We start from the raw sequence: 18,757 nt of genomic DNA, 5'->3' as shown, positions 1-18,757 counted from the left end.
ACTAACGAATTCAGGCATCCTGTACAACTCTATTTTCTTGTACAGATAAAGATATCAGGTTGTGGCTCACAGCGCGCGGGGAAAAAGATGAAAAAATAGTAAGCTGATTTCGCGGTGGATCATTTCTTCTCCGGCCAGGCAACGGCGGGCAGGCCCCCCAGGCGGGCACCCGCGAATAAATTGCCCTGAAACTGCGAAATCCCGGCTGATTCAAGCCACATCCACTCTTCAGCACGCTCAACGCCGACGGCTGAGACCGCAATCTCCAGAGAAGTACAGCATTTGATAATCGCCTGTACAATCGACTGGCGCGGCCCGTCCTGGTGGATATTGCGGATCAGCTCATGGTCGATTTTAATTCTGTCGGGTTGGTATTGCGCCAGCAGCGACAGCCCGGCAAACCCGGCGCCGAAGTGATCGATGGCAAGATTAATCCCCGCGCCCTTCAGTTTGCGCACCGCATCGGTAAAATCGGCCATCCGCGAAATCACTTCCCGCTCAGTGAACTCGACAATAATCTGCTCCGGGATCAGGTCATTGCGACTAATTTCGTCGAGCAGGAAAGCCACCGCATTCGGCGCTTTGACCAGGGTCATCGGCAGCAAATTAATGCTTAACGCCTTATTACGTAAACCTAATTTACCCGCCAGAGACAGCGCGACGCGCTTACTGTGCAGGTCGGCGAGATAAATATCATCCCCTGCCAGCCCGGCAAAATAGGCGCCAGGAGACTGGCCGTCCGGTGTACGCAGCAGCGCTTCCCACGAGATAATTTCGCAGGCGAAAGGATCGACGATCGGCTGAAAGGCAAAAGACCAGCTTTCCGTATTATCGATAATGGGGGTGTCCGGATAAAAAGTGTCCTTATCGGGAATAAAAACCCAACTGTCCGCCGAAGGGATCTCAAAATAGTTCGCTTTTTCCGTGGATTCGACAAAAGTACGGAAAAATTGCAGCGCCCGGTCGTCATAGGTGAGCTGATATTTTGTCGTGCCCCGGTCCATTACTGTCTGTAGTACTTCCTCACGATCATGTTCCCGTAAATCAAACAGTTCCATACCGACCTTACCAAATCGACGGGACGGTGCATAATCGCAAAACAACTCCACCAGATTATAATGACGAGGATCGAGGACAATTGTTTGATAAATATCCCTTACCTTTTCTTCCGGTCCTTCAATAAGTTGAAAAAAATGCGTCCCGTTAAACAGTAATATACCGGTGACATCCGCCTGCCCATTTCTCTCGTTTGCCCTGGCAACCATGGCCTCGATCGATTTGAATGAGACATTGTCGCAAATATGGCTGCGATAAATGATGGTGGTAAGCATAGTGATTCCAGATGGGAGGGATAAGCATTCACAGTAGCAGTTATCAGGCTAATCGTCTTGCAAAACTACGTTTTATCTTAACAAAAAAGATACACTAAAAATCCACTCTTTGTGCAAGGTTTTTTCTTTTTTTTCTTTTCTTGTACAACATGCAACGCTACCCCCTACCTTTACAAGCCAGGATCTCCGCAAACAAAAACAAATATTACATTATAAATCATCATGATAGCAACGATCGCTGCAATATTACGCAACTTTCTATGTACAACTTATTAATTATTGTATAAGTTTATTTGCAGTTAACAGATGAATGAAATGAAAGGAGCACATATGCAGCAGAATGGTTACATTCCAGATACAGCGAACGCAATTGCCCAGTATTTCAACAAAGCATCGTTACCTTCCCAGCAGGAAACGCTGGGTCAGATCGTGATGGATATTCTCAACGAAGGGCGCCATCTCAACCGCAAGGCCCTGTGCACCAAACTGTTGAGCCGCCTTGACAGCGCCCGTGCGCCTGAGGAAGAGAGCCACTATCAAACCTTAATTGGTTTGTTGTTTGCCGGTCAGGAATAACGTCATCGATCGTCGCCTGTTGCAACCGCAGTAGCAGATGAGGGGCGATCGCTTCCATAAACCTGCTGCTGACCTGAATGCCCGTTATCAGATTCAGGAAGAGTGTGGCATGCAGAGAGACGGTTATGAATAGCAGTGATACTGAGGAAATAACCGATGAGATCATCGGCGAGGCGGTGCTCGCGCTTCTGAAAACGAATCGCCCGATTACCACCCCGACCCTGCTGGTTCGGCTTCGGTTGATGCAGGCCACAGAGTCAGATCGCCAGCGAAGGAAAATCATCGCTGCCGTTATTGAAGAAATTTGCGCGAAGCTCGCCCTCCAGCGGAAGCACGCGCCTTTGCAGGTTAAGAAAATCAATGGCCGTTGGGAAAGCAGTGGAACGCTGGCGCAGAGCAGCATGGCGCCGGAAGCTAAAAAAATCCACTGATTGTCCCAACCATGGTGAATAAAACAGAGTGAGAATGTGATGAGACAGACTATGCATCAGCAACCCGATATTTACGCAGGACTGCAGGACACCGCGCTCTCAGATTATTTCCGTACCGCCGGTGATAAACTGGTTGATGAGTCCGCCGTCATGTCGCTCGCCATCAACAGTATTCTTCAGTCCGAGGGGCACCTGAACAATAAGGCCATTATATTATGGCTAATTCAGGCGCTGGAAAGCACCGATGACGTGGTCACTGCTGACGTGATCCGTAAAACGCTGGAGATTGTCGTCGGCTACACCATGGACGATATCTAAAGCCGTCACGCTTCAGGCCCGCCAGGGCAACAGCTTCTCTACAGAGCCTGTCCGCTCTGATCAAAAAACCTCGCTGACGCGAGGTTTTTCTTTTACCGCCTGACCCTTCAGTGGGCGTTGACCACCACCCACATCGGCCCCTGCCCAACCGCATAGCGGCCTTTCTCATGCAGCAGCCCCTGCTCACCCTCAATTTCATACACTGCGATATGGTGCGATTTCTGCCCTGCGGCAATCAGATACTTACCGCTGTGATCGAGGTTAAAGCCGCGTGGCTGAGTTTCCGTCGGCTGATAGCCTTCCACTGCCAGCACGCTGCCATCTTCCGAGACGCTGAACACCGTAATGATGCTGGCGGTACGATCGCAGGCGTACAGATGACGACCGTCAGGGGTGATGTGAATATCCGCCGCCCAGCGCACGCCGGTGAAATCCTGCGGCATCATATCCAGGGTTTGTACACATTCGATGTTGCCATTCGGGTCTTTCAGCTCCCAGACGTCAACGGAGCTGTTGAGTTCATTGACGCAATAACCATACTGCTGGTTCGGATGGAACACCATGTGGCGCGGACCGGCGCCCTCGACGGTGGTCACTTCCGCCGGCTCCTGAGCGGAGAGAAAACCATCCTCGCTAATGGTAAACAGGCAAATACGATCCTGCTTCAGCGCCGGCACCCACAGGGTGCGGTTGTCCGGGGAGATATTGGCCGAGTGGCAACCTTCCAGCCCTTCCACCACGGTGACGGTTTCGCCCGGCAGGCCGTCCTGCAGCGGGGTCACGCTAACGCAGCCCTGATTGTAGGAAGCGCTGAAGACAAAGCGGCCATGATGATCGGTAGAAATGTGGGTCGGGCTGCCTGGCAGCGCCGCTTCCCCCGCGAAGGTCAACGCCCCGTTATCCGGCGTGATGCGATACGCTAACACGCGAAACTCCGGACGAACGCCAACGTACAGATACTCCTTGTTGGGACTGACCACCATCGGCTGTACCTGTCCCGGGGCATCAACCACCTGCACCAGCGTCAGTTTGCCGTCCGCTTCAAGACTCCAGACGTGGATTTGTTGGCTTTCCGGGCTGGCGGTATAAACGGTTTGTTTCATGACTACTCCTTCCCTCACTGCACGTGGAATTTTCATTTTCAGGATAACAGCACCCTGAAAATTATAAGACATCCGCCCATGATACTCGCAAAGTCCGCTGAATTTCCGACGGACGGCGGCACAAAGGGCATACAGGTATTCACGGCAGATGTGGAAAAATTGGTCCTGACGCCACGGCGGTGTACCATCATGGCCAGGTCACTTTTCAACATCAACCGGAAATAACACATGACAACACGCGTGATTGCCCTGGATTTAGACGGCACCCTGCTCACCAGCAAAAAAACCATCCTGCCTGCTTCGCTGGAGGCACTGGCCCGCGCCAGAGAGGCGGGCTACCAGGTTATCGTCGTTACCGGACGTCATCACGTCGCTATCCATCCTTTTTATCAGGCACTGGCTCTCGATACACCTGCAATTTGTTGTAATGGCACTTATTTGTATGATTATCACGCAAAAGAGGTTTTGACAGCCGATCCTATGCCGGTAGCGCAAGCGGTAAGCCTGACGGCCATGCTCGCCGAACAGCAGATCCATGGCCTGGCGTATGTGGATGATGCGATGCTTTATGAACAGCCCACCGGGCATGTGATCCGCACCCGCAACTGGGCGCAGGCGCTGCCGGAGGATCAGCGCCCGGTCTTCCGCCAGGTCGATTCGCTGGCGCAGGCGGTCCGCGAGGTCAACGCGGTATGGAAATTTGCCCTCACCGATGAAGACATTCCCCGCCTGCAGCGCTTTGCCCGCGAGGTCGGCGAGACGCTGGGCCTGGAGTGCGAATGGTCGTGGCACGATCAGGTGGATATCGCGCGCGCCGGCAACAGCAAAGGCAAACGCCTGGCGCAATGGGTGGCCAGCCAGGGGCTGTCGATGCAGGATGTGGTGGCCTTCGGCGATAACTACAACGATCTTAGCATGCTGGAAGCGGCGGGCACTGGGGTGGCGATGGGCAATGCGGTGGACGAGGTGAAAGCTCGCGCCAGGGTGGTCATCGGCGACAATGAGTCCACCAGCATCGCCGAGTTTATCTACCGCCAGCTGCTGTAATCAGGCGGCGATCGACACGCTTTTGATCTGAGCAAACACCTGCTGACCTGGCGCTATCGCCAGGTCGTCCCGCGCCCATGGGCTAATCCTGGCCCATAGCAGACGGCCACTCACTCTGAGCTGCACTTCAATCTGTCCGTTGACCTCCAGACACTGAGCCACCTCGGCGCGCAAGATATTGCGGATGCTGGTCCCGGACGGCTGGGCCAGTGTCAGCGAAACGTCCGACGCCTGAATGCGGATCCGTGCGGTGTCGCCTGCGGGACGTTCGAGCCGGTTGACCCACAGCAGCTGGTCACCCAGCGTCAGAGCCGTCATCGCGTACTTCGGATGCTGCGCGGCGACGGTGGCGCTGAGGATCGTACTCTGCTGTTCCGCCGGCAGCCAGGGGTGCATCACGCTGCTGCTCCAGACCTCCTCCAGCGGACCAAAAGCCTTCACCTTACCGGCCTCCAGCACCAGCACGCGATCGGCCAGATGCTGGATCTCATCCAGCGAGTGGCTGACGTAGAGCATCGGAATATGGATCTCCTGCGCCAGCCGCTGCAGGTAGGGCAACAGTTCGCGTTTGCGCGGAATATCCAGCGAGGCCAGCGGCTCATCCAGCAGCAGTAGCTCCGGTGCGGTCAGCAGGGCGCGGCCGATGGCCACTCGCTGCTTTTCGCCGCCGGATAACCGGCCCGGCAGGCGATCCAGCAAGGGCGCGATCCCCAGCAATTCCACCAGCTTATCGAACTGGCTGACCATGCATTTCGCCATCCCGTAGCGCAGATTACCGCGCACTTTATAGTGGGGAAACAGGCGCGCGTCCTGAAACACATAGCCGATACGGCGCTGTTCCGGCGCCAGACAGATACGCTGGGCGGTGTCGTTCAGCACCCGGCCGTTGAGCACGATGCGCCCCGTCTGCGGCCGGGTCAGGCCGCTAATGGCGTTAATCAACGAGGTTTTGCCAGCGCCGGAGACGCCAAAGATGGCGGTGATCCCGCTGGCGGGCAGGGTTTCACGGATCTGCAGGCAGTGACTGCCGAGGGTCTGGGTAAAGTCCAGCTCCAGCATCATTATCCTCCCATGCGCTGGCGGCTCACGCGGGCCAGCCATTCCGAAATCAGCAGCGAAACCAGCGCCAGTCCGATGGCGATGAGGCAGAGGCGAGCCGCCGCCCCCTCCCCGCCCGGGGTCTGGATCAAGGTGTACATCGCCGAAGGCAGGGTGCGCGTTTCGCCGGGAATATTGGAGACGAACGTGATGGTCGCGCCAAACTCCCCTAACGAGCGGGCGAAGGCCAGCACCGTGCCGACAATAATCCCCGGCAGAGTCAGCGGTAGCGTAATCGTCATAAACACTCGCCAGCGGCTGGCCCCGAGGGTTCTCGCCGCTTGCTCCAGTTTGACATCCACCCCTTCCAGCGCCAGGCGAATGGCGCGCACCATCAGCGGGAAAGACATCACCGCCGCCGCCAGCACCGCCCCGCGCCAACTGAAGGCAAAGCTGATGCCGAACCAGTCATACAGCCAACTGCCAATAAACCCGCGCCGCCCCATGGCCACCAGCAGCAGATACCCCACCACCACCGGCGGCAGCACCAGCGGTAAATGGAGAATACTGTCGAGCAGCGCCTTGCCGGGAAAGGTGCGCCGAACCAGCAGCCAGGAAAAAAAGATGCCAAAGGGCAGGCTCAAGGCCACCGCCAGGGAGGAGACTTTCAGGCTCAGCAGCACCGCCTGCCATTCGGGTTCGCTCAGAAACATCAGCGGGTGGTAAATCCGTAACGTTTAAAAATCGCGGACGCTTCCGGCCCTTTCAGGTAGTCATAGAAAGCGCTCACGGCCGCATTGCGATGACCATCGACAATCGCCAGCGGGTACTCGACTTTCTGATGCGAGGCCTCCGGGAAGGTGCCGACCACTTTAACCCCTTTGCTGGCCACGGCATCGGAGCCATAGACAATCCCCAGCGGCGCTTCGTTGCGCTCCACCAGGGCCAGCGCGCCGCGCACGTCTTCCGCCGGGGCAAGTTTCGGCGACAACGTCTCCCAGGCGCCGAGTTTCTGCAGCGCCTCTTTGGCGTAGATGCCTGCCGGAACGTGCTGCGGATCGCCCACCGCCAGACGGCCTCCTTTCAGCAGGCTGGTCCAGTCGGTTTTCTCATCAATGGTAATCGCCCCCTGCGCGCTGGCTTTCGGCGCGACCACCACCAGGCTGTTGCCAAGCAGGGTGGCTCGGGTTGCCGGGTCGATGGCCTTTTTGTCTGCGGCGTAATCCATCCATTTCTGATCGGCGGAGATAAACAGATCGGCTGGTGCGCCCGCTTCAATTTGCCGCGCCAGCGTCGACGACGAGGCAAACGACGACACGACATCGACGTTTTTCTCTTTCTTATACGCCTGGGCAATATCCTGCATCGCGTTGGTTAACGATGCGGCGGCGAAAACGGTCACTTTCCCCTCTGCCGCCAGCGCCTGACCCGCGACGCACAGCGTGAGTGATACCCCGATAACCCCGCGTAACCAAGAACCTGCCATCTGAATCTCCTGTCAATGCGTTATGTATTCGACAATATAACGATATGCAGAGCATTTTTATAGTGACACAGGACAATAAAACGAAGGGAAATGATACAGGAGGGAAATAGCACAGCGCCCGGTTAAACCGGGCGCCGGGAAATCAATGATTTTGCTGGCTGCGATCTTTGTGGCCTACGCCGGAGAAGAGGTTGAACACTTCGCCAAGACCGTAAATCAGTCCCAGGATGACCGCCATCACCACCGGTACCATGATGACCGCAAAAACCAGACTTTTCAAAAGCTCTAACATGGTTCACTCCAGATAGTATGATTTGCTGATTGTAACGGTTTCAGCCGAAAAAACACGCCCCATTTGTGCGGTGGGTAATGACAAAACCGCGCACAGAGGTTTTGCAAGCGGGTGACTATCGGTCACAATACCCTTTTTTGTCAGGAAACGATTATGCAGGCCGAAATTCTTCTTACCCTTAAGCTACAGCAGCGCCTGTTTGCCGATCCCCGGCGGATCGCCCTGCTCAAACAAATTGACCAGACCGGTTCGATAAGCCAGGGGGCCAAGCACGCGGGTATCAGCTACAAAAGCGCGTGGGATGCCATCAACGAGATGAACCAGCTCAGCGAACAACCGCTGGTGGATCGCGCCACCGGCGGTAAAGGCGGCGGCGGCGCAGTGCTGACCCGCTATGGGCAGCGGCTGATCCAGCTGTACGATCTGCTGGCGCAGATCCAGCAGAAAGCGTTTGATGTGCTCAGCGATGACGATGCCCTGCCGCTGGATAGCCTGCTGGCGGCCATCTCACGCTTTTCCCTGCAGACCAGCGCCCGCAACCAGTGGTTCGGCACCATTACCGGCCGCGATCGCCAGCAGGTGCAGCAGCACGTCGAGGTACTGCTGGCCGACGGGCAGACGCGCCTGACCGTCGCCATCACCGCACAAAGCGCTGAGAAACTGGGGCTCGATGAGGGCCAGGAGGTGCTGGTCCTGCTGAAGGCGCCCTGGGTCGGCATCACCCTCGACCCCGCCGTGGCCCGCCAGGCCGATAACCAGTTGTCGGGTCGTATCAGCCATATCGAATGCGGGTCCGGGCAGTGCGAAGTACTGATGACGTTGGCCGACGGTCAGACCCTGTGCGCCACTCTGCCACAGGCGCAGACGTCTGGCCTGGCGGAAGGGACGGAGGCGATCGCTTACTTCAATGCCGATCGCATCATTCTCGCGACGTTATGCTGACCCCATTGACATTACGCGCCCGAAGTCGTATCCCTGATGCACATCGCTGCAAAAAATGGGATACATCATGTCATCATTGCAAATTTCGCAAGGCACGTTTCGCCTGAGCGATACAAAAACCTTAAAAATAGACCAGCTGAACCTGAGAGCGGGTCAAAGCTGGGCGTTTGTCGGTAGCAACGGCAGCGGCAAATCCGCCCTCGCGCGGGCTCTGGCTGGCGACCTGACCCTGCTCAGCGGCCAGCACGAAAGCCACTTCTCCCGCGTAACCCGCCTCTCCTTCGAGCAGTTGCAGAAGCTGGTCAGCGACGAGTGGCAGCGCAATAACACCGACCTGCTCAGCCCCGGCGAAGAAGACACCGGCCGCACCACCGCAGAGATTATCCAGGATGAGGTAAAAGATCCTGCCCGCTGCGCGCGCCTGGCCGAACAGTTTGGCATCAGCGCCCTGCTGGACCGCCGGTTTAAGTACCTGTCGACCGGGGAAACGCGTAAGACCCTGCTGTGTCAGGCCCTGATGACCGATCCGCAACTGCTGATCCTCGACGAACCTTTCGACGGCCTCGACGTCAACTCCCGCCAGCAGCTGGCTGCCCTGCTGGCCGACCTGCACCGCGCCGGCATCACCCTGGTGCTGGTCCTCAACCGCTTCGATGAGATCCCGGAGTTTGTACAATTCGCCGGCGTGCTGGCTGACTGCACCCTCAGCGAGACCGGCGAGAAGTCTTCCCTGCTGCAGCAGGCGCTGGTCGCCCAGCTGGCGCACAGTGAAAAACTGGACGGCATCACCCTGCCGGAGCCGGATGTTCCACCAGCCCGTCATGCGCTGGCAGACTCGGCGCCGCGTATCGTGCTCAATGACGGTGTGGTCTCCTACAACGATCGCCCGGTCATCAATCACCTCTCATGGACCGTGAACCCGGGCGAACACTGGCAGATCGTCGGCCCCAACGGCGCCGGTAAATCCACGCTGCTGAGCCTTATCACCGGCGATCATCCACAGGGTTACAGCAACGATCTGACGCTGTTTGGCCGCCGTCGCGGCAGCGGTGAGACCATCTGGGATATTAAAAAGCATATCGGCTACGTCAGCAGCAGCCTGCATCTGGACTACCGGGTCAGCACCAACGTCCGCAACGTCATCCTGTCGGGCTATTTTGACTCTATCGGCATTTATCAGGCGGTCTCGGACAAGCAACACAAGCTGGTGCAACAGTGGCTGGATATTCTCGGCATTGATAAACGCACTGCCGACGCGCCGTTTCATAGCCTGTCGTGGGGCCAGCAGCGGCTGGCGCTTATCGTTCGCGCGCTGGTGAAGCATCCGACCCTGCTGATCCTCGATGAACCGCTGCAGGGGCTGGATCCCCTCAATCGCCAGCTGGTGCGTCGCTTTGTCGACGTGTTGATTGGCGAAGGGGCCACACAGCTGCTGTTTGTCTCGCACCATGCGGAAGATGCCCCGGACTGTATTACCCATCGCCTGGCGTTCGTTCCCAGTGGAGACGGTTACACTTATCAGCTCGGTCCTGTGGCCTGATGCCCCCTGCCGGGGGTCGAAAGATCCCTGGTATTTTTCAGAAAAATAGCGGCAAAACCACCTAACCATCTGTATTAAAGATAAAAAATTTTAATTTATGTCGTTTCACCATCAAGTGTAAACGATTCCACTAACTTGCCCTGTGTCACACTTTTCACTTCTTTGATATGCTATCTTCCTCATACACGATAAGCCGAATGGAGCGAATCATGAAAGTTCTGGTTACAGGTGGTAGCGGTTACATTGGAAGTCATACCTGCGTTCAACTGCTGCAGCAGGGACATGAGGTGGTGATCCTCGACAATCTCTGCAACAGCAAGCGCAGCGTACTGCCGGTGATTGAGCGTCTCGGCGGCAAAGAAGCCACCTTTATTGAAGGCGATATTCGTAACGAAGCGCTGATGACGGAGATCCTCCACGATCACGCCATTGAGGCGGTGATCCACTTCGCCGGGCTGAAAGCCGTCGGGGAGTCCGTCGCCAAGCCGCTGGAATATTACGATAATAACGTCACCGGCACACTGAAATTAGTTTCTGCCATGCGCGCCGCGGGCGTGAAGAACTTCATCTTTAGCTCCTCAGCTACCGTCTACGGCGACCAGCCGAAAATCCCATATGTCGAAAGCTTCCCGACCGGCACCCCGCAAAGCCCTTACGGCAAAAGCAAGCTGATGGTGGAGCAGATCCTGACCGACCTGCAGAAAGCCCAGCCAGAGTGGAGCATTGCCCTGCTGCGTTACTTCAACCCGGTTGGCGCCCATCCGTCGGGCGACATGGGGGAAGACCCGCAGGGGATCCCTAACAACCTGATGCCGTACATTGCCCAGGTCGCCGTTGGCCGTCGCGACTCGCTGGCCGTCTTTGGTAACGACTACCCGACTGAAGATGGCACCGGCGTACGCGATTATATCCACGTGATGGACCTCGCCGATGGCCACGTCGCGGCCATGGAAAAACTGGCTGACAAAGCCGGGGTCCATATCTACAACCTTGGCGCCGGCGTCGGCAGCAGCGTGCTCGACGTGGTCAATGCTTTCAGCAAGGCCTGCGGCAAACCGATTAACTACCATTTCGCGCCGCGCCGCGATGGCGACCTCCCGGCCTACTGGGCGGATGCCGCCAAGGCCGACCGCGAGCTGAACTGGCGCGTGACGCGCAACCTGGACGAAATGGCGCAGGACACTTGGCACTGGCAGTCCCGCCATCCGCAGGGTTATCCAGACTAAGGAACCTTCATGAGCGTATTTAACCCCGTTGACCATCCACATCGTCGTTATAACCCGTTAACCGGGCAGTGGATTCTGGTTTCTCCGCATCGCGCCAAGCGCCCCTGGCAGGGGGCGCAGGAAACGCCGGCAAAACAGACCTTGCCAGCCCACGATCCGGACTGTTTCCTGTGCCCAGGTAATACCCGGGTCACCGGCGACACCAACCCGAATTACACCGGTACCTACGTGTTTACCAACGACTTTGCGGCCCTGATGACCGACACTCCGGACGCACCGGAGAGTGACGATCCGCTGATGCGCTGTCAGAGCGCGCGCGGCACCAGTCGGGTGATCTGCTTCTCGCCAGACCACAGCAAAACGCTGCCGGAACTGAGCCCTGAAGCGCTGGAAGGCGTGGTTAAAGCGTGGCAGGAACAGACCGCGGACCTCGGGAAAAGCTACCCGTGGGTCCAGGTCTTTGAAAACAAAGGGGCAGCGATGGGCTGCTCCAACCCTCACCCGCATGGTCAGGTGTGGGCCAATAGCTTCCTGCCTAATGAAGCGGAACGGGAAGACCGTCTGCAGAAAGAGTATTACGCCGGACAAGGTCAGCCGATGCTGCTGGACTATGTTCAGCGCGAACTGGCCGACGGCAGCCGCACGGTGGTGGACACCGAGCACTGGCTGGCGGTCGTGCCCTACTGGGCCGCCTGGCCATTCGAAACGCTGCTGTTGCCGAAAGCGCACGTGCAGCGTATTACCGATCTCACCGACGCCCAGCGCAGCGATCTGGCGCTGGCGTTGAAAAAGCTGACCAGCCGTTACGACAACCTGTTCCAGTGCTCATTCCCCTACTCCATGGGCTGGCACGGCGCGCCGTTTAACGACGAAGACCATCACCACTGGCAGCTTCATGCCCACTTTTATCCGCCGCTGCTGCGCTCCGCAACGGTCCGCAAGTTTATGGTTGGCTATGAAATGCTGGCCGAAACCCAGCGCGATCTGACCGCCGAGCAAGCTGCCGAACGACTGCGTGCCGTCAGCGACGTCCATTTTCGTGAATCCGGAGTGTAATGATGAGTCTGAAAGAGAAAACCCAAACCCTGTTTGCTGACGCCTTCGGTTATCCGGCCAGCCATGTCATTCAGGCGCCAGGCCGCGTCAACCTGATCGGCGAGCATACCGATTACAACGACGGTTTTGTGCTGCCCTGCGCCATCGACTACCAGACGGTGATCAGCTGTGCGCCGCGCGACGATCGTACGGTGCGGGTGATTGCCGCCGATTACGACAATCAGACCGATGAGTTCTCTCTCGACGCGCCGATTATCAGCCACGATACCCAGCAGTGGTCGAACTATGTCCGCGGCGTGGTAAAGCATCTGCAGCAGCGGAACAACCACTTTGGCGGCGCGGATCTGGTGATCAGCGGCAATGTACCGCAGGGTGCGGGGTTAAGCTCCTCAGCCTCGCTGGAAGTCGCCGTCGGCACCGTGTTCCAGCAGCTCTATCATCTGCCGCTGGATGGCGCGCAAATCGCCCTCAACGGCCAGGAGGCGGAAAACCAGTTTGTCGGCTGCAACTGCGGCATCATGGATCAGCTGATTTCGGCGCTGGGCAAAAAAGACCACGCGCTGCTGATCGACTGCCGTTCGCTGGGCACCAAAGCCGTCTCGATGCCGAAAGGCGTGGCAGTGGTGATCATCAACAGCAACTTTAAGCGCACCCTCGTCGGCAGCGAGTACAACACCCGTCGTGAACAGTGCGAAACCGGCGCGCGCTTCTTCCAGCAGCCCGCCCTGCGCGATGTTACCCTCGAGCAATTTAACGCCGTCGCCCATGAGCTGGATCCGGTCGTCGCGAAGCGCGTACGCCATGTGCTGACGGAGAATGCCCGCACCGTGGAAGCCGCCAGCGCCCTCGAAAAAGGCGACCTGAAGCGGATGGGTGAGCTGATGGCCGAATCCCATGCCTCGATGCGCGATGATTTCGAGATCACCGTCCCGCAGATCGACACTCTGGTGGAGATCGTTAAGGCCACGATCGGTGATAAAGGCGGCGTACGCATGACCGGCGGCGGCTTTGGCGGCTGCGTGGTAGCGCTGGTCCCGGAAGATCTGGTCGATACCGTTCAGCAGGCCGTTGCTAAAACGTATGAAGCGAAAACCGGTATTAAAGAGACATTCTATGTCTGCAAACCGTCACAGGGGGCAGGCCAATGGTAACGCAAACCACCGCGCTGGCGCCGGACGGCCAGCCCTGGCAGCAGGTGACCCTGCGCAATAAGGCGGGGATGACCGTTACCGTGGCGGATTGGGGCGCGACGCTGCTCAGCGCCGAGGTGCCGCTGGCCGATGGCAGCGTACGCCGTCCGCTGCTGGGCTGCGCGAAACTCGAAGATTACACCCGTCAGGCCGCGTTTCTTGGCGCCTCGGTAGGCCGCTACGCCAACCGTATCGGCAATAGCCGCTTCCCGCTTGACGGCCAGCTCGTCAACGTCACGCCATCAAACGACGCGGGCCATCAGCTCCACGGCGGCCCGGAAGGGTTTGATAAGCGCCGCTGGCGCATTGTCTGCGCCGACGAGCAGGAAGTGCTGTTCGCTCTGACCTCGCCCGATGGCGATCAAGGCTTCCCCGGCACTCTGCAGGCCACCGCGCACTATCGTCTGACCGACGATAACCGCATCGCGATTACCTATCGCGCCACCGTGGACCAACCCTGCCCGGTGAACATGACCAATCACGTCTATTTCAACCTCGACGGTGACCAGCGCGACGTGCGCCAGCACCAGTTGCAGATCCTCGCCCAGAGGTATCTGCCGGTGGAAAGCGACGGTATCCCGGGTGGTGAACTCAAAGATGTTGCTAACACCAGCTTTGATTTCCGCCAGCCGAAAACCATCGCCGCCGACTTCCTCGCCGACGCCGATCAGCAAAAGGTGAAGGGATACGATCATGCCTTCCTGCTGGATGCCAAAGGCGACGCCAGCCAGCCTGCGGCGCAGGTCTGGTCGCAGGACGGCAAGCTGCAGATGACGGTCTATACCTCCGCTCCGGCGCTGCAGTTTTACTCCGGCAACTATCTCGGCGGCACCCCGTCGCATACGACGGAGCCCTACGCCGACTGGCAGGGGCTGGCGCTGGAGAGCGAATTCCTGCCGGATTCGCCGAATCATCCGGAATGGCCGCAGCCGGACTGTGTGTTACGTCCGGGCCAGGAGTACGTCAGCCTGACGGAATATCAGTTTATCGCCTGTTAATCGCCAGCGCCCTCCGCCGGGGGCGCTGTTTTTCGTCCCCGCCCTCCTCTCTGCCGCCTCTTTTTTCAGCAACCTGCTCTATTTTCCGTCACCAAAGGACAAAAAAATAACCTGTGTTTTACAAGCACCTTACACTGAGCCACTATTTTCGCTATGGTTAGGGATAAGCATTGCCGTGAGCCAAATCACGGCAATATAATGAGAATAGTTATCAATCAATAACACATACACCAACATATTCAGCGCACCGTTCGCGGCGCGAGGGATGGCGTGTAGAGAGGAGTAAGAGAATGGCTGTAACTAAGCTGGTACTGGTTCGTCATGGCGAAAGCCAGTGGAACAACGAAAACCGCTTCACCGGTTGGTACGACGTTGATCTGTCCGAGAAAGGCGTTAGCGAAGCGAAAGCGGCAGGTAAACTGCTGAAGGCTGAAGGCTTCAGCTTTGATTTTGCTTATACCTCCGTGCTGAAACGTGCCATCCACACCCTGTGGAACGTGCTGGACGAACTGGATCAGGCCTGGCTGCCGGTTGAGAAATCCTGGAAGCTGAACGAGCGTCATTACGGCGCGCTGCAGGGCCTGAACAAAGCGGAAACCGCTGAGAAATACGGTGACGAGCAGGTTAAACAGTGGCGTCGCGGCTTCGCTGTCACTCCGCCGGAGCTGACCAAAGACGACGAGCGCTACCCGGGCCACGATCCGCGCTATGCAAAACTGACCGACGCCGAACTGCCGACCACTGAAAGCCTGGCGCTGACCATCGACCGCGTCGTGCCTTACTGGAACGAAACCATTCTGCCGCGCCTGAAAAGCGGTGAGCGCGTGATCATCGCCGCTCACGGTAACTCCCTGCGCGCGCTGGTGAAATACCTCGACAACATGGGCGAAGACGAGATCCTCGAACTGAACATCCCGACCGGCGTACCGCTGGTGTATGAGTTCGATGAAAACTTCAAGCCGATCAAACATTACTATCTGGGCAATGCGGAAGAGATCGCGGCGAAAGCGGCTGCCGTCGCCAACCAGGGTAAAGCGAAGTAATTCCTCCCGGTAAAAACAAAAAAGCGTGGAAATCTCCACGCTTTTTTTATTGCCTTCGCCAGCGCAGATTCGCTTAGCCGCGGCGGGTTTTCACCGCTTCCGCCAGCTGACGCAGGATCGTTTCGGTATCCTCCCAGCCGATGCAGGCGTCGGTGACGCTCTTGCCGTAGGTCAGCGGTTCACCGCTCTCGAGGCTCTGGTTGCCTTCCACCAGATGGCTTTCAATCATCACGCCCATGATCGCCCGCTCACCGCCGGCAATCTGCTGGCATACGTCCGCGCCCACTTCCATCTGCTTCTTGAACTGCTTGCTGGAGTTGGCATGGCTGAAGTCGATCATCACCTGAGCCGGCAGGCCCGCTTTCGCCAGGCCGATCTTCACATCCGCCACGTGCTTCGCGCTGTAGTTCGGCTCTTTGCCGCCGCGCAGAATAATATGGCAGTCGCCGTTACCGCTGGTATTCACGATAGCGGAGTGGCCCCACTTAGTGACCGACAGGAAACAGTGCGGTGCGCCAGCGGCGTTAATCGCGTCGATAGCCACCTTGATGGTGCCATCGGTACCATTCTTAAAGCCCACCGGGCAGGAGAGTCCGGAGGCGAGTTCACGGTGCACCTGGGATTCGGTGGTACGCGCCCCAATGGCGCCCCAGCTCATCAGATCGGCGACATACTGCGGGGTGATCATATCGAGGAATTCCCCCGCCGCCGGCAGGCCGCTGTCGTTAATGTCCAGCAGCAGTTTGCGCGCGATGCGCAACCCGTCGTTGATGCGGAAGCTGTTATCCATATGGGGATCGTTGATAAGCCCTTTCCAGCCGACGGTGGTGCGCGGTTTTTCAAAATAGACCCGCATGACGATCTCGAGCTCGCCCTTCAATGCCTCGCGCAGGGGCAGCAGACGGGAAGCGTACTCTTTCGCCGCTGCCGGATCGTGAATCGAACAGGGCCCAATCACTACCAGCAGACGGTCATCGTCGCCCTTGAGGATCTGATGGATCGCTTTGCGAGCATGCGCAACGGTATTTGCAGCATTTTCGGTAGCAGGGAATTTTTCCAGGAGCGCAACGGGAGGTAATAATTCGTTGATCTCTTTAATGCGTAAATCGTCGTTCTGATAATTCATCTTCTTTCCAGCGTTGCCATACTTATTCAATGAAATGCAATCCCTCCAATCTATCTCTTCGCCGAAAAAGTGTAAACGTGATTTTACAGTAGTGATGGAATAATCCTGGAAATAGGCAAAAATACGCCATAAAGTAGCGAAACCAAGCTCATGCACTACAATAATTAACTGTTAAAGCTAATTAAGTCTTACGTTTCAGGATTATATAGTGACACTGCGATCGTCTGCGGAGTCTTTAACCATAGCGAGTCAGATCCCTGGCACACTCACCGCGGGAAGCGCATTTCCCCTTCCCGGTTTAACAGGAGTATCCGATGAATATGAAAAAACTGACGACCCTTTTGCTCACCGCCACCTTAGGTCTTGCCAGCGGCGCGGCCCTGGCAGCAGACACCGGCGCCCAGTCCAATAATGGCCAGGCCAACTCTTCCGCGGATGCCGGTCAGGTGGCGCCGGATGCCCGTGAGAACGTGGCGCCAAACAATGTGGACAATAACCAGATTAATTCTGGCTCTGGCGGCACCATGCTCCATCCTGATGGCTCGACGATGAGCCAGGACAATATGTCGAGCGATGAAGTGCATAAAAACTCGATGTGTAAAGACGGCCGCTGTCCGGACACCGGTAAGAAACTGGACAATGGCGGCAGCATGAACCACGATAACAGCAAAACCGACGGTACCACCCAGTAAGTGATACGCTGGGAACAAACGAAGAAAAGGCGAGCCAGGCTCGCCTTTTCTTCGTTTGTTATCGCTCTCTGTTTATGATGTCATAGCGTAATAATGATAACTATCAAGGGACGACACGATGGCCCACCCGCATTCGCACTCCCCTGCCCAGGCTCCGGACAGCAGTAACGCTCGCCGGCTGCGATGGGCGTTTATCGTCACCGCCGGTTTTATGTTGATTGAAGCCGTCGGCGGCGCAATCTCCGGCTCACTGGCCCTGCTGGCAGATGCCGGCCATATGCTCACCGACTCTGCCGCCCTGCTGTTTGCGCTGCTGGCGGTTCGCTTCGCCAGTCGCCCACCGAATACCCGCCATACCTTTGGCTGGTTGCGTTTGACCACCCTCGCGGCGTTTCTCAATGCCATTGCCCTGGTGGTGATTACCATTTTGATTGTCTGGGAGGCCATTCAGCGCTTCCAGCATCCGCAGCCGGTGGCCGGCGTGACGATGATGGTGATTGCGGTCGCCGGCCTGCTGGCCAACGTGCTGGCCTTCTGGATCCTGCATCGGGGGAGTGAAGAGCAGAATCTCAACGTGCGCGCTGCGGCGCTACACGTGCTGGGCGACCTGCTGGGCTCGGTCGGCGCAATCGTGGCAGCTGTGGTGATCCTCACCACAGGCTGGACGCCTGTCGACCCGATTCTTTCCGTGCTGGTTTCCTGCCTGGTATTACGTAGCGCCTGGCGATTACTGAAGGAGAGTCTGAATGAACTGCTGGAAGGCGCGCCGCGTTCGCTGGATGTGGCGGCCCTGCAGCGGGATATCCGTCGCTCTATCCCGGAGGTACGCGATGTTCACCACGTCCACGTCTGGCTGGTGGGGGAAAAACCGGTGATGACGCTCCATGTTCAGGTGGTCCCGCCGCACGATCATGATGCGTTACTCAACCGTATCCTGCATTTCCTGGAACATAAATATGAAATTGAGCATGCCACGGTGCAGATGGAGTACCAGCCCTGCAGCGGCCCGGAGTGCCATCTCAACACGATGCACGCCGGGCACGATCATCACCACCACCATTAGCCAGAAAACGCGTGAGAACCTCGCTCACGCGCGCTGTTTATCCACATCCGGCTGCCGTTCAGCGCAATGAACGTCAGCAAGAGGTATTCCAGCGACATGGCATAGACGCCCTGGCGGGCAAAAATCACCACGCTTATCACGTTGACAATCACCCACAGCAGCCAGTTCTCGACATACTTGCGGGTCATTAAGATCATCGCCACCACCGACAGCACCGTCATGCAGGAGTCCCAGAACGGGAAGGCATCCGGCTGCAGCA

Annotated in this window: 21 protein-coding genes; 13 read left to right on the top strand and 8 right to left on the bottom strand. The window is 57.4% G+C overall.

Features of this window, described 5'->3' with window-relative positions; translation table 11 throughout:
* Positions 1–119 precede the first annotated feature (119 nt).
* Complete coding sequence (locus tag CW267_RS22580) at positions 120–1,331, bottom strand: diguanylate phosphodiesterase (protein WP_012542412.1); 1,212 nt, start codon at positions 1,329–1,331, stop codon at positions 120–122.
* 330 nt (positions 1,332–1,661) lie between these two features.
* Here CW267_RS22580 and ycgZ point away from each other — a divergent pair, with 330 nt between their 5' ends.
* The 3 genes from ycgZ to CW267_RS22565 all read left to right on the top strand — a co-directional run bounded on the left by ycgZ (position 1,662) and on the right by CW267_RS22565 (position 2,656).
* Complete coding sequence (gene ycgZ / locus CW267_RS22575) at positions 1,662–1,907, top strand: regulatory protein YcgZ (RefSeq protein WP_012542413.1); 246 nt, start codon at positions 1,662–1,664, stop codon at positions 1,905–1,907.
* Between the two features lie 125 nt (positions 1,908–2,032).
* The gene (locus tag CW267_RS31095; RefSeq protein ID WP_064160473.1) at positions 2,033–2,338 is read left to right on the top strand and encodes a hypothetical protein; all 306 of its coding nucleotides are present in this window, start codon (positions 2,033–2,035) and stop codon (positions 2,336–2,338) included.
* 51 nt (positions 2,339–2,389) lie between these two features.
* Positions 2,390–2,656 carry a biofilm development regulator YmgB/AriR family protein gene (locus CW267_RS22565; RefSeq protein ID WP_012542414.1) on the top strand — a complete coding sequence of 89 codons (267 nt, stop codon included), beginning with the start codon at positions 2,390–2,392 and terminating at the stop codon, positions 2,654–2,656.
* Between the two features lie 107 nt (positions 2,657–2,763).
* Here the strand turns inward: CW267_RS22565 and pgl are convergent, their stop codons facing one another.
* Positions 2,764–3,759, bottom strand: coding sequence for a 6-phosphogluconolactonase (pgl, locus tag CW267_RS22560; protein ID WP_100781274.1), 996 nt, complete (start codon positions 3,757–3,759; stop codon positions 2,764–2,766).
* A 228-nt stretch (positions 3,760–3,987) separates the two neighbouring features.
* On the opposite strand from pgl, the gene CW267_RS22555 reads away from it, so the two are divergent.
* Positions 3,988–4,806: a pyridoxal phosphatase gene (locus tag CW267_RS22555; protein ID WP_032753892.1), complete on the top strand. Its 819-nt coding sequence runs from the start codon at positions 3,988–3,990 to the stop codon at positions 4,804–4,806.
* Here the strand turns inward: CW267_RS22555 and modC are convergent, their stop codons facing one another.
* The 4 genes from modC to CW267_RS22535 all read right to left on the bottom strand — a co-directional run bounded on the left by modC (position 4,807) and on the right by CW267_RS22535 (position 7,622).
* Complete coding sequence (gene modC / locus CW267_RS22550; RefSeq protein ID WP_064160503.1) at positions 4,807–5,865, bottom strand: molybdenum ABC transporter ATP-binding protein ModC; 1,059 nt, start codon at positions 5,863–5,865, stop codon at positions 4,807–4,809. It lies immediately after the preceding gene.
* A 2-nt stretch (positions 5,866–5,867) separates the two neighbouring features.
* Complete coding sequence (gene modB / locus CW267_RS22545; protein ID WP_008805707.1) at positions 5,868–6,557, bottom strand: molybdate ABC transporter permease subunit; 690 nt, start codon at positions 6,555–6,557, stop codon at positions 5,868–5,870.
* Entirely contained in the window at positions 6,557–7,330 is a 774-nt protein-coding gene (gene modA / locus CW267_RS22540; RefSeq protein ID WP_012542417.1) for a molybdate ABC transporter substrate-binding protein, read from the bottom strand. The genes modB and modA overlap by 1 nt, the downstream gene beginning before the upstream one ends.
* A 142-nt stretch (positions 7,331–7,472) precedes the next feature.
* Positions 7,473–7,622 carry an AcrZ family multidrug efflux pump-associated protein gene (locus tag CW267_RS22535; protein WP_002895156.1) on the bottom strand — a complete coding sequence of 50 codons (150 nt, stop codon included), beginning with the start codon at positions 7,620–7,622 and terminating at the stop codon, positions 7,473–7,475.
* Between the two features lie 153 nt (positions 7,623–7,775).
* Here CW267_RS22535 and modE point away from each other — a divergent pair, with 153 nt between their 5' ends.
* From modE to gpmA, 7 genes are all read left to right on the top strand, one after another.
* Positions 7,776–8,564, top strand: coding sequence for a molybdenum-dependent transcriptional regulator (modE, locus tag CW267_RS22530; RefSeq protein WP_008805705.1), 789 nt, complete (start codon positions 7,776–7,778; stop codon positions 8,562–8,564).
* A 67-nt stretch (positions 8,565–8,631) separates the two neighbouring features.
* Positions 8,632–10,104 carry a molybdate ABC transporter ATP-binding protein ModF gene (gene modF / locus CW267_RS31090; RefSeq protein ID WP_012542418.1) on the top strand — a complete coding sequence of 491 codons (1,473 nt, stop codon included), beginning with the start codon at positions 8,632–8,634 and terminating at the stop codon, positions 10,102–10,104.
* Positions 10,105–10,313: 209 nt separating this feature from the next.
* Positions 10,314–11,330 carry a UDP-glucose 4-epimerase GalE gene (gene galE / locus CW267_RS22520; protein ID WP_012542419.1) on the top strand — a complete coding sequence of 339 codons (1,017 nt, stop codon included), beginning with the start codon at positions 10,314–10,316 and terminating at the stop codon, positions 11,328–11,330.
* Between the two features lie 9 nt (positions 11,331–11,339).
* Positions 11,340–12,386, top strand: a complete 1,047-nt coding sequence (gene galT, locus CW267_RS22515; RefSeq protein ID WP_023339805.1) for a galactose-1-phosphate uridylyltransferase — start codon at positions 11,340–11,342, stop codon at positions 12,384–12,386.
* 2 nt (positions 12,387–12,388) lie between these two features.
* Positions 12,389–13,537 (top strand): galactokinase, encoded by a 1,149-nt coding sequence (gene galK, locus CW267_RS22510; protein ID WP_012968679.1) that lies wholly within the window; start codon positions 12,389–12,391, stop codon positions 13,535–13,537.
* Complete coding sequence (gene galM, locus CW267_RS22505; RefSeq protein ID WP_100781273.1) at positions 13,531–14,574, top strand: galactose-1-epimerase; 1,044 nt, start codon at positions 13,531–13,533, stop codon at positions 14,572–14,574. The genes galK and galM overlap by 7 nt, the downstream gene beginning before the upstream one ends.
* A 290-nt stretch (positions 14,575–14,864) precedes the next feature.
* Complete coding sequence (gene gpmA, locus CW267_RS22500) at positions 14,865–15,617, top strand: 2,3-diphosphoglycerate-dependent phosphoglycerate mutase (RefSeq protein WP_002895089.1); 753 nt, start codon at positions 14,865–14,867, stop codon at positions 15,615–15,617.
* A gap of 73 nt (positions 15,618–15,690) precedes the next feature.
* On the opposite strand, the gene aroG is transcribed toward gpmA, so the two are convergent.
* Positions 15,691–16,743, bottom strand: a complete 1,053-nt coding sequence (aroG, locus tag CW267_RS22495; RefSeq protein WP_012542422.1) for a 3-deoxy-7-phosphoheptulonate synthase AroG — start codon at positions 16,741–16,743, stop codon at positions 15,691–15,693.
* A 314-nt stretch (positions 16,744–17,057) separates the two neighbouring features.
* On the opposite strand from aroG, the gene CW267_RS22490 reads away from it, so the two are divergent.
* Positions 17,058–17,435 carry a YbgS-like family protein gene (locus CW267_RS22490; protein ID WP_012542423.1) on the top strand — a complete coding sequence of 126 codons (378 nt, stop codon included), beginning with the start codon at positions 17,058–17,060 and terminating at the stop codon, positions 17,433–17,435.
* A 118-nt stretch (positions 17,436–17,553) separates the two neighbouring features.
* The gene (gene zitB / locus CW267_RS22485; protein WP_008805697.1) at positions 17,554–18,498 is read left to right on the top strand and encodes a CDF family zinc transporter ZitB; all 945 of its coding nucleotides are present in this window, start codon (positions 17,554–17,556) and stop codon (positions 18,496–18,498) included.
* Here zitB and pnuC read toward each other — a convergent pair.
* On the bottom strand, positions 18,495–18,757 hold a 263-nt coding region (pnuC, locus tag CW267_RS22480; protein WP_206054947.1), incomplete at its 5' end, for a nicotinamide riboside transporter PnuC. The genes zitB and pnuC overlap by 4 nt on opposite strands.

Source organism: Klebsiella sp. X1-16S-Nf21 (genome assembly GCF_002837615.1).
In the GTDB taxonomy this organism is placed as follows: domain Bacteria; phylum Pseudomonadota; class Gammaproteobacteria; order Enterobacterales; family Enterobacteriaceae; genus Klebsiella; species Klebsiella variicola.
Note: the sequence above shows the minus strand (reverse complement) of the source record. Positions and strands in the feature narration are given on the sequence as shown.

Bases quoted from the DNA above. Each gene is read 5' to 3' on its own strand.
- CW267_RS22580 (WP_012542412.1), bottom strand. From the start codon at position 1,331: ATGCTTACCACCATCATTTATCGCAGCCATATTTGCGACAATGTCTCA.
- ycgZ (WP_012542413.1), top strand. From the start codon at position 1,662: ATGCAGCAGAATGGTTACATTCCAGATACAGCGAACGCAATTGCCCAG.
- CW267_RS31095 (WP_064160473.1), top strand. From the start codon at position 2,033: ATGAATAGCAGTGATACTGAGGAAATAACCGATGAGATCATCGGCGAG.
- CW267_RS22565 (WP_012542414.1), top strand. From the start codon at position 2,390: ATGCATCAGCAACCCGATATTTACGCAGGACTGCAGGACACCGCGCTC.
- pgl (WP_100781274.1), bottom strand. From the start codon at position 3,759: ATGAAACAAACCGTTTATACCGCCAGCCCGGAAAGCCAACAAATCCAC.
- CW267_RS22555 (WP_032753892.1), top strand. From the start codon at position 3,988: ATGACAACACGCGTGATTGCCCTGGATTTAGACGGCACCCTGCTCACC.
- modC (WP_064160503.1), bottom strand. From the start codon at position 5,865: ATGCTGGAGCTGGACTTTACCCAGACCCTCGGCAGTCACTGCCTGCAG.
- modB (WP_008805707.1), bottom strand. From the start codon at position 6,557: ATGTTTCTGAGCGAACCCGAATGGCAGGCGGTGCTGCTGAGCCTGAAA.
- modA (WP_012542417.1), bottom strand. From the start codon at position 7,330: ATGGCAGGTTCTTGGTTACGCGGGGTTATCGGGGTATCACTCACGCTG.
- CW267_RS22535 (WP_002895156.1), bottom strand. From the start codon at position 7,622: ATGTTAGAGCTTTTGAAAAGTCTGGTTTTTGCGGTCATCATGGTACCG.
- modE (WP_008805705.1), top strand. From the start codon at position 7,776: ATGCAGGCCGAAATTCTTCTTACCCTTAAGCTACAGCAGCGCCTGTTT.
- modF (WP_012542418.1), top strand. From the start codon at position 8,632: ATGTCATCATTGCAAATTTCGCAAGGCACGTTTCGCCTGAGCGATACA.
- galE (WP_012542419.1), top strand. From the start codon at position 10,314: ATGAAAGTTCTGGTTACAGGTGGTAGCGGTTACATTGGAAGTCATACC.
- galT (WP_023339805.1), top strand. From the start codon at position 11,340: ATGAGCGTATTTAACCCCGTTGACCATCCACATCGTCGTTATAACCCG.
- galK (WP_012968679.1), top strand. From the start codon at position 12,389: ATGAGTCTGAAAGAGAAAACCCAAACCCTGTTTGCTGACGCCTTCGGT.
- galM (WP_100781273.1), top strand. From the start codon at position 13,531: ATGGTAACGCAAACCACCGCGCTGGCGCCGGACGGCCAGCCCTGGCAG.
- gpmA (WP_002895089.1), top strand. From the start codon at position 14,865: ATGGCTGTAACTAAGCTGGTACTGGTTCGTCATGGCGAAAGCCAGTGG.
- aroG (WP_012542422.1), bottom strand. From the start codon at position 16,743: ATGAATTATCAGAACGACGATTTACGCATTAAAGAGATCAACGAATTA.
- CW267_RS22490 (WP_012542423.1), top strand. From the start codon at position 17,058: ATGAATATGAAAAAACTGACGACCCTTTTGCTCACCGCCACCTTAGGT.
- zitB (WP_008805697.1), top strand. From the start codon at position 17,554: ATGGCCCACCCGCATTCGCACTCCCCTGCCCAGGCTCCGGACAGCAGT.